This window comes from Clavibacter michiganensis (assembly GCF_002151125.1).
GTDB lineage: Bacteria > Actinomycetota > Actinomycetes > Actinomycetales > Microbacteriaceae > Clavibacter > Clavibacter michiganensis_C.
The window spans coordinates 37,180-45,988 of record NZ_MDJZ01000008.1; the positions used below are offsets into that span (position 1 = coordinate 37,180).

An 8,809-nucleotide genomic window follows, 5' to 3' on the forward strand; every position below is an offset into this window, starting at 1 on the left:
ACTCGTCTCACAGCGAGAGATCCATCCGCCGCCCGCAACAGCCCCTGCCGTCGGTCCCGACCCGAAGAGGGGGCCATGGCCAGACGCCTGCCGTCCTCCCCGCCGGTGCTGCCGGGGTTCACGTACGTGACGGTCCTCGGCTCCGGGGGCTTCGCCGACGTGTTCCTCTACGAGCAGGACATGCCGCGCCGCCAGGTCGCCGTGAAGGTGATGCTGGCCGAGATCGTGACCGAGCGCCTCCGCGCCATGTTCCGCGCCGAGGCCGACCTCATGGCGCAGCTGAGCGCGCACCCGTCGGTGCTCACGGTGCACCAGGCGTCCGTCGCGGCCGACGGCCGGCCGTACCTCGTGATGGAGCTCTGCTCGTCGAGCCTCAGCGACCGGTACCGGCGCGAGCCGCTGGGCGTCGCCGAGGTGCTGCGCGTCGGGATCCGCATCGCGAGCGCCGTCGAGACGGCCCACCGCGCGGGCGTGCTGCACCGCGACATCAAGCCCGCGAACATCCTCACGACCGCGTTCGGCCACCCCGTCCTCAGCGACTTCGGCATCGCCTCGACGCTCGAGGACGCGGCCGCGACCGACGCCGTCGGCCTGTCGATCCCGTGGTCGGCGCCCGAGGTGCTCGCGGACGAGAGCCCCGGCACCGTGCGGAGCGAGGTGTGGTCGCTCGCGGCCACCGTGTACTCGCTGCTCGCCGGCCGGAGCCCGTTCGAGGTGCCGGGCGGGCAGAACGCGCCCGCGGACCTCGTGGCCCGGATCCAGAGGGCCAGGCCCCTGCCCACCGGGCGCCCTGACGTGCCCGAGCGGCTCGAGCTGGTGCTGCGCCGCGCGATGTCCCGGCAGCCGGAGGCCCGGCCGGAGTCCGCGCTCGCGTTCGTGCGCGAGCTGCAGGCGGTGGAGGCGGAGCTGCGGCTCGCGCAGACGCCGCTCGAGGTCGCGAGCGAGGAGTGGGCGTCCGCGGTGGCCGCGGGCGTCGACGAGGACGACGACCCCACGCGCGTGCGCGGCATCGTGCAGGTGGATCCGGGGACGACCGGGCCGGGCGGCGCGGGCGGCGTCCGGCGTGCCCGGCGGAAGGCCGCCCCGGCGAGCGTGCGCGCGACGGCGGGCGCCCCGCGCCCCGGTGCGCCCTCGGCCGCGTCCGAGCCGGTGCGCGCGGGATCCGCGTCCACGTCCCTGGGCCGGTCCGGATCCGGGCCCGTCGGCGCCTCGACCCCCGCGCGGCCCGCCGTCCCCGGCCGCCGCGCGTTCCTCGCCCGGCACCGCATCGCGATCGTCGCGGCCGCCGCCGGCGCGGTCGCCGCCAGCGTGCTCGTGGGCGCGCTCCTCGGCGGATCCGGCGGCGGCACCGCGCCGCGCGACATCCCGGTCGTGGGCGAGATCCAGGCCGCCGCCACCGCCGAGGGCGTGCTGTTCTCGTGGAGCGACCCCGGCCTCGGCGCCGGCGACGCGTACCAGGTGGTGCGCGACGGCGGGCTGCCGAGCACGCAGCGCGACACCACGTTCCGCGTGACGGCGGGTGCGTCGGACGCCGCGGGGCCGGGCGAGCGCGCCTGCATCACCGTCACCGTCACGCGCGACGGCGTCGCCGGGGACGCGTCGACCGAGAAGTGCGCGGAGCTGCCGCGATGATCCGCGAGTGGATCCGCCGCCACCGCCAGGCCGCGACGACCGTCACGGGCGGCGCCGTCGTGCTCGCGCTCCTCACCGGGTTCGCGCTCGTCTCCGACGGCTACCAGGCGCAGCGCGTCGACCTCGACGACGGATCCGTGTGGGTCGTCAACTCCGCGCAGCAGGCCATCGGCCGCGCCAACACCGCGGTGCTCGAGCTCGACAGCGTCGTCGACTCCCGCAGCGAGGACATCGACGTGCTGCAGGCCGGATCCACCGTGCTGCTCGCCGACCGCGGCAGCTCGCGCCTCGACGTGGTCGACGACGCGACGAGCGAGGTCGTCGACACCGCGCCCCTGCCGGCGGGCGCCGAGGTCATGCTGGCCGGATCCCGCGCCGCGATCCTCGTGCCCGCCACCGGCCAGCTGTGGCTCGTGCCGGTCGCGGGCCTCTCCGCGTTCGACGCCGCGAGCGCGCCCACGCTCATCCTCGGCGCCGACGCCGTCGCGTCCATGGGCGACGACGGCACGCTGCTCGTGTACTCGGCCGCCACGGGGACGCTGTCGCGCATCCAGGCGGCCACGGACGACACGGTGCAGGAGACGGTCGACGTGGGTCCCGTCGGCGCGCGCGCCGAGGAGGCGGACGCCCCGGCCGCCGATCCCGCCGCCGCGCTCGCGGGCGAGACCGTGCAGGCGGGGGACGCGGGCCGCCCCGCCGGGCAGCGCCTCGCGCTCACCTCCGTCGACGGCCGCTGGGCGCTCTACGACGCCGACGCGCGCGCCCTGCTCGTGGACGGGCGGAAGGTGGACCTCGCCGGATCCGTGGCCGCCGACGCGCGCGTCGCCCTGCAGCGCGCGTCGACCGACGGGACGGGCGTGCTCGTCGCGCACTCGGGCGGGCTCGTCGAGGTGCCGGTCGCGGGCGGCGATCCCGTCGTCGTGGACGACGCGGTGCGCGGCGACCCGGCGCGGCCGGTGCGCGTGGCCGGCTGCGAGTACGCGGGCTGGACGGACGGATCCGGCTGGCAGCGCTGCCTCGCCCCCGCGACGATCGCCGACGAGGGCGCCGGGGACGCGCGCCGCACGGCCGCGGGCGCCACGGCCGGCCTCGGCTCGATGCCCGCGCAGGCGGCCCTCCGCTTCGTCGTGGACGGCGCGCGCGTGGTGCTCAACGACACGCGCGGCGGCACCGCCTGGGCCGTGCAGCGCGACGCGGGCCGCATCGACAACTGGTCGGACCTCATCGACCGCGACCGCTCCGACACCGTCGTCGAGCAGAACACCGCCGACACCCCGCCCGAGACCGACCGCGTGCAGCAGCCGCCCGTCGCGGTCGACGACGACCTCGGCGCCCGGCCCGGCCGCACGACCGCCCTGCCCGTGCTCCTCAACGACCACGACCCCAACGGCGACGTGCTCGTGATCGACTCCGTCACGCCCGTGGACGCCGAGGTCGGCGCCGTCGACATCGTGGACGAGGGCCAGGGCCTCCAGCTCGCGCTCGCCGCGGGCGCGTCCGGGGTCGTGCGGCTCTCCTACGTCGTGAGCGACGGGCGCGGCGGCACCGCGACGGCCGACGTGCGCGTCGCCGTGCGCGACGCCGACGAGAACGCGCCGCCCGTGCAGGCGCGGCCCGCGACCGGCACGGTGGCGGAGGGCGACCGGCTGCAGACCGACGTGCTGGGCGGCTGGTACGACCCCGACGGGGATCCGATGTTCCTCACGCGCGCGAGCGTCGCCGCGCCCGACGCCGTCAGCTGGAAGCCCGAGGGCCGCGTCGTCTACACGGACGCGGGGGCCGGCGGCGACACGCGGACCGTCGCGCTGCAGGTGTCCGACGGGCGCGAGGAGGGATCCGGCGAGCTGGTCGTCACCGTGCGGCGCGCCGGCGACGTGCCGCTCGTGGCCGAGGGCTTCGTCGTGCAGGCGTCGATCGGGCGCGAGATCACGGTCGAGCCGCTGACGCACGCGCGCGGCGGGAGCGGGGCCATCCGGCTGGCGGCCGTGCCCGCGCGGGCCGGGGTGCAGATCACGCCGGACCTCGAGGCCGGCACGTTCCGCCTCCAGGGCGGCCAGGCCGGCACGCACCTCGTCGAGTACACGGTCACCGACGGGCGGACCACGGCGACGGGCGTGGTGCGGGTCGAGGTGCGCGGCGCCCCCGAGTCCGACGGCCGGCCCGTGACCGTGCCGCACACCGTGTTCGTGCGCGCGCTCCAGGCGACGGACGTGGACGTGCTCGCCACCGACTTCGACCCCGCGGGCGGCGTGCTCGTGATCACCGACGCGACCTCGCCCGACGAGGCGGTCGGCGTGCGCGCCGAGGTCGTGGGGCAGCGTCTCGTGCGGATCAGCCTGACGCGGCCGCTCGACGGGCCCGTGGACGTCGCCTACCGCGTGAGCAACGGCGTGGCCGAGGCGACCGGGGTGATCACCGTGATCGAGGTGCCCGAGCCCGCCGTGCGCCAGCCGCCCGTCGCGACCGACGACCGCGTGGCCGTGCGCGTCGGCGACGCCGTGGACATCCCCGTGCTCGCCAACGACGAGCAGCCCGACGGCGACCCGCTGCGCCTCGACCCCGAGCTGGTGGATCCCCTGCCCGAGGGCGCCGGCCTCCTCTTCGCGAGCGAGGACCGCCTGCGCTACCTCGCGCCCGACCGCACGGGCGACTACACCGCCGTCTACCGGGCCGTCGCGCCGGACGGCCAGTGGGCGACCGCGACCCTCACCGTCTCCGTGCGCGAGGCCGACGTCGAGACCAACGCGGCGCCCGTGCCGCGTCCGCTGACGGCGCGCGTGCTCGCGGGGGAGACCGTGCGGATCCCCGTCCCGCTCACCGGCATCGACCCCGACGGCGACTCGGTGCGGCTCCTCGGGCAGGACACGGCGCCCGAGAGGGGGCAGGTCGTCGAGGTCGGGCCGGACTGGATCGACTACCAGGCGGGCGACTACTCCACCGGCACCGACGCCTTCGCGTACGCGGTGGTCGACGGGCTGGGCGCGCGGGCGACCGGCACGATCCGCGTCGGCATCAGCACGCGCGTCGAGGGCGCGAGGAACCCCGTCGCGACCGCCGACACCGTGACCGTGCGGCCGGGCCGCGTGCTGCGCGTGCAGGTGCTGGCGAACGACACGGATCCCGACGGAGGCGCCCTCTCGCTCGTGTCGGTGCAGCCGCAGGCCGAGGGGCTCGTCGCCGGGCTCGACGGCGACACCGTGCGCGTCGAGGCGCCCGACGCGGCCGGGCGCTACGGCTACGTCTACGGGGTGCGCAACGCGCGCGGCGGCAGCGACGAGGCGTTCCTCACCGTGATCGTGGATCCCGCCGCGCCGCCCACCCGGCCGATCGCGCGCGACACGGTGCTCCAGCTCTCCGACGTGCTCGACCGGTCGAGCGTGGACGTCGACGTGATGCGCGGCGTCTTCTCCGCGGAGGGCGACGTGTCGTCGCTCGTGCTCGGCGTCGGCGCGGGCTACGAGGACGTGGCGCGCGTGACGGACGACGGCCGGATCCGGGTCGAGGTCGGCGACGAGCGCCGCATCGTCCCCTTCACCGTCGCGCGGCCGGACGACCCGGCGGTCTCCGCGACGGCCTTCATCTGGGTGCCCGGCTTCGAGGACACGCTGCCGCAGCTGCGCGTCGGCGAGCCGCGTCCCACCGTGGCGAGCGGCGAGCGGCTCGTGGTCGACCTCGACCGGCAGGTGGTCGCGGCGGGCGGCCGGGCCGTGCGCATCGCGGATCCGAACGCGCTGTCCGCGACGCACGCCGACGGACCCGTCGAGCTCGTGGACGAGGACACCATCGCGTACCGGAGCGAGCCGGGGTACTTCGGGCCGGCGGCGATCTCGTTCACGGTGACCGACGGACGCGGGGCGGACGGGCGCACGGCCGCGCTCGTGCTGCCCATCACGGTGACGCCCGCCGACAACCAGCCGCCCGTGTTCACGGGCGCGGTCATCGACCTCGAGCCCGGGCAGTCCAAGGACGTCGACCTCGGCCGCCTCACCACCTACCCGTACGCGGACGACCGCGGGCAGCTCGCGTTCGCGCTGCAGGGATCCGTCGCCGCCGGGTTCCGCGCGTCGATCGACGGCGGCACGCTCCGCATCTCCGCCGACGAGGGCGTGGAGACGGGCGCGGCCGCGTCGTTCCCGGTGGCCGTCCGCGACGCGTCGCAGACCGGGCGCGCCGGCCGCGTGGACCTCCGCCTGGTGCCCTCGACGCGACCGCTCGCGCAGCCCGCGACGGACGAGGGCGAGGTGACCCGCGGATCCTCCACCTCCATCGACGTGCTCGCCAACGACCAGGCGGGCAACCCCTTCCCGGGCACGCCGCTCACGGTCGCCTCCATCCGCGGCGCCGACGGCGCGAGCCTCCCCGCGGGCGTGACCGTGACCCCGTCGGACGACCGCGCGACGCTCGCCGTCACCGCGTCCGCCGACGCCGAGCCCGGCGACGTGCGCGTGCAGTACGAGGTGCGCGACGCCACGGGCGACGCGGGGCGGGCCGCGTTCGGCACCGTCGTGATCCGCGTGCAGGACCGGCCCGGACCCGTCTCCGCCCTCCGCGCGTCGGGCTTCGAGGACCGCTCGCTCACGGTCGCGTTCGAGGCGGGCGCCTTCAACGGATCCGCCATCACGGGCTACCAGGTGCGCGTGCTCCGCGGCGGCACGGCGACCGCGACGGTCACCTGCCCGTCCACGACGTGCACCGTGCCGACGCCCGGCAACGGCCCGGCGAACGCGGTGCAGATCGAGGTCGCGGCCGTCAACGGCGTGGGCACCTCGGATCCGGTGTCGATCTCGGGCCTCTGGTCGGACGTGCTCCCGGCCGCCCCCGCCGGCCTCGCGATCCAGCCGCTCGTCGACGGGCTGCGCGTCTCGTGGCAGCCGTCCGCCGTGCCGTCGTCGTCGAGCCCCGTCACGCAGTACGTCGTGGGGGTGGGCGGCATCACCCGGCAGGTCGCGGCCGACGCCACGAGCGTCGAGGTGCGGGATCCGTCGCTCGTCGCCGAGGTGCCCGTCGCGGTGTCGGTGGCCGCGCGCAACAGCGCCCAGGTGCAGGACGCATCCGCGTGGCTCGCCGCCACCGCGAGCGGCACGCCGCGGGGCGCCCCGACCGCGACCGGCGCGCCGACCGCGACCGCGTACGGGGTCGACGAGACGAACGTCACCGTGTCGTGGCCGGCGTTCCAGGGCCAGGGCGTCGACGGGATCCGCTACCTCGTCGCCGCGTACGCGCCTGGATCCGCGCCCGGCTGCTCCGTCGCCACCGAGGGCGTCGCGCCGTGGGCCGCCGAGCACGGCCCCGCGGTCGACGTGGGCGGGGCCACCAGCCACGTCTTCACGGGACTCGCCATCGACGAGCCCGTCGCCTTCGCGGTGCTCGCCGCCAACAGCCAGGGCTGCACGGTCGTCGAGGCCGGGCAGCTGACGCCGCGCACGGCGCCGTCGACGCCCGTCGTCACGGTCGACCTGCCGAGCCCCGACCGCTCGGCCGACGGCGTCTTCCGCGCGTTCCTCGCCGACGCGCGCTACCGGCCGGGTGACCCGTCCGCGTCGGCGCTGCTGCTGTACCGGGTCGACGGGCAGGGCGACGGCGTCCCCATCGGCGTCGGCCAGGCGCTCACGCTGCCGCGCACGGGAGTCGGCGCGACGATCCAGCTGCGCGTCCTCGAGGACTCGGGCGACGGGCGCCAGCGCTCGAGCGGCTGGTCGGATCCCGTCTCCGCCGGCACCGCCGTGGACGCGCGCGCGGGCGAGGTGCGGTCGGAGACCGACGCGGCCGGTGTCACGACCTTCTCGTGGACCTCGATGCCGCCGGCCGCCGGTCGCGGCGCCCGGGTCGCGGACGGCGGCGGGTACGCCCGCAGCGAGTGGCGCTGCGGCGGGCAGGGCGCGTGGACCGACGCGTCGTCGGGCGCGGCCGGATCCTGCCGCGTAGCCGCCGGCGGTGAGCGGATCCTCGACGTGCGCGTCACCGCGAACTCGGGCACCCTGTACACGTACGCCCACCGCGGATGACGGCCGTTCCCGCGGTCCCGACGCCGGACCCGATGCCGCATCCGAGAGGCACCCGCACATGACCATGACGCCAGACGAGGCCCGCGCCTTCCAGGAGGAGTTCGCCGCGCTCGTGCGGAACGTCGAGAGGGTGCTGCTCGGCAAGTCGCACGTGGTGCGCCTCGCCTTCACCGCGATGGTCACGGGCGGGCACCTGCTGCTCGAGGACGTGCCCGGCACCGGCAAGACCTCGCTCGCGCGGGCCATGGCGCAGACCGTCGACGGCACGCACAGCCGCGTGCAGTTCACGCCCGACGTGCTGCCGGGCGACATCACGGGCGTCAGCGTCTACGACCAGCGCACGGGCGAGTTCGAGTTCCACCGCGGGCCGGTGTTCGCGAGCATCGTGCTGGCCGACGAGATCAACCGCGCGAGCCCGAAGACCCAGTCCGCGCTCCTCGAGGTGATGGAGGAGGGCCGCGTCACGGTCGACGGCACCCCGTACGAGGTCGGGCACCCGTTCATGGTCATCGCGACGCAGAACCCCATCGAGCAGGCCGGCACCTACGCGCTGCCCGAGGCGCAGCTCGACCGGTTCCTGCTGCGCACCTCCATCGGGTACCCCGACCACGAGTCGATGCTGCGGATCCTGCAGGGCGCCGCCGTGAGCGCCCACGACGTCACGCTCGCGCCCGTCGCGTCCGCCGCCGCCGTGCGGGCGCTGCAGGAGCGCGCGGGGACCGTGCACGTGGATCCCGCGGTCGCCGACTACGTGGTGCGCCTCGTCGACGCCACCCGCACGGCGCCCGAGGTGCGGCTGGGCGCGAGCGTGCGCGGCGCCCTCGCGCTCGTGCGCGCGTCGCGCACCTGGGCCGCCGCCGACGGCCGGCACTACGTGGTGCCCGACGACGTGAAGGCGCTCGCCGAGCCCGTGCTCGCGCACCGCCTGCTGCTGGATCCCGAGGCCGAGTTCGACGGCGTCACACCCACGAGCGTGCTGTCGCAGATCCTGATCGAGACCGCGCCGCCCCGCGACGGGCACGCGGGGGCGCCGTCGGCGAGCGCCGGCGGCACGGGCGCCCACGCCGCGGGCGCGCGGCCGGGCGGATGACCGCGGTCGGGACGCGCGGCGCGGCCGGCGCCCCGGATCCCGCCGACGCCGTCGCGCCCGCGCGCGCCGGGATCCCATATTC

General features: G+C 76.8%; 3 protein-coding genes. All 3 read left to right on the top strand.

All coding sequences use genetic code 11. The annotated features are described in order from the left end of the window. Positions 1–75 precede the first annotated feature (75 nt). Genes BFL37_RS05405 through BFL37_RS05415 form a run of 3 tightly spaced genes read left to right on the top strand, consistent with a single transcriptional unit; the run spans position 76 to position 8,727 of the window. Positions 76–1,632: a serine/threonine-protein kinase gene (locus tag BFL37_RS05405; RefSeq protein WP_086514136.1), complete on the top strand. Its 1,557-nt coding sequence runs from the start codon at positions 76–78 to the stop codon at positions 1,630–1,632. Further along, positions 1,629–7,637 (top strand): Ig-like domain-containing protein, encoded by a 6,009-nt coding sequence (locus tag BFL37_RS05410; protein WP_086514137.1) that lies wholly within the window; start codon positions 1,629–1,631, stop codon positions 7,635–7,637. The genes BFL37_RS05405 and BFL37_RS05410 overlap by 4 nt, the downstream gene beginning before the upstream one ends. A gap of 58 nt (positions 7,638–7,695) precedes the next feature. Next, positions 7,696–8,727, top strand: coding sequence for an AAA family ATPase (locus BFL37_RS05415; RefSeq protein WP_086514138.1), 1,032 nt, complete (start codon positions 7,696–7,698; stop codon positions 8,725–8,727). Positions 8,728–8,809: the final 82 nt, after the last annotated feature.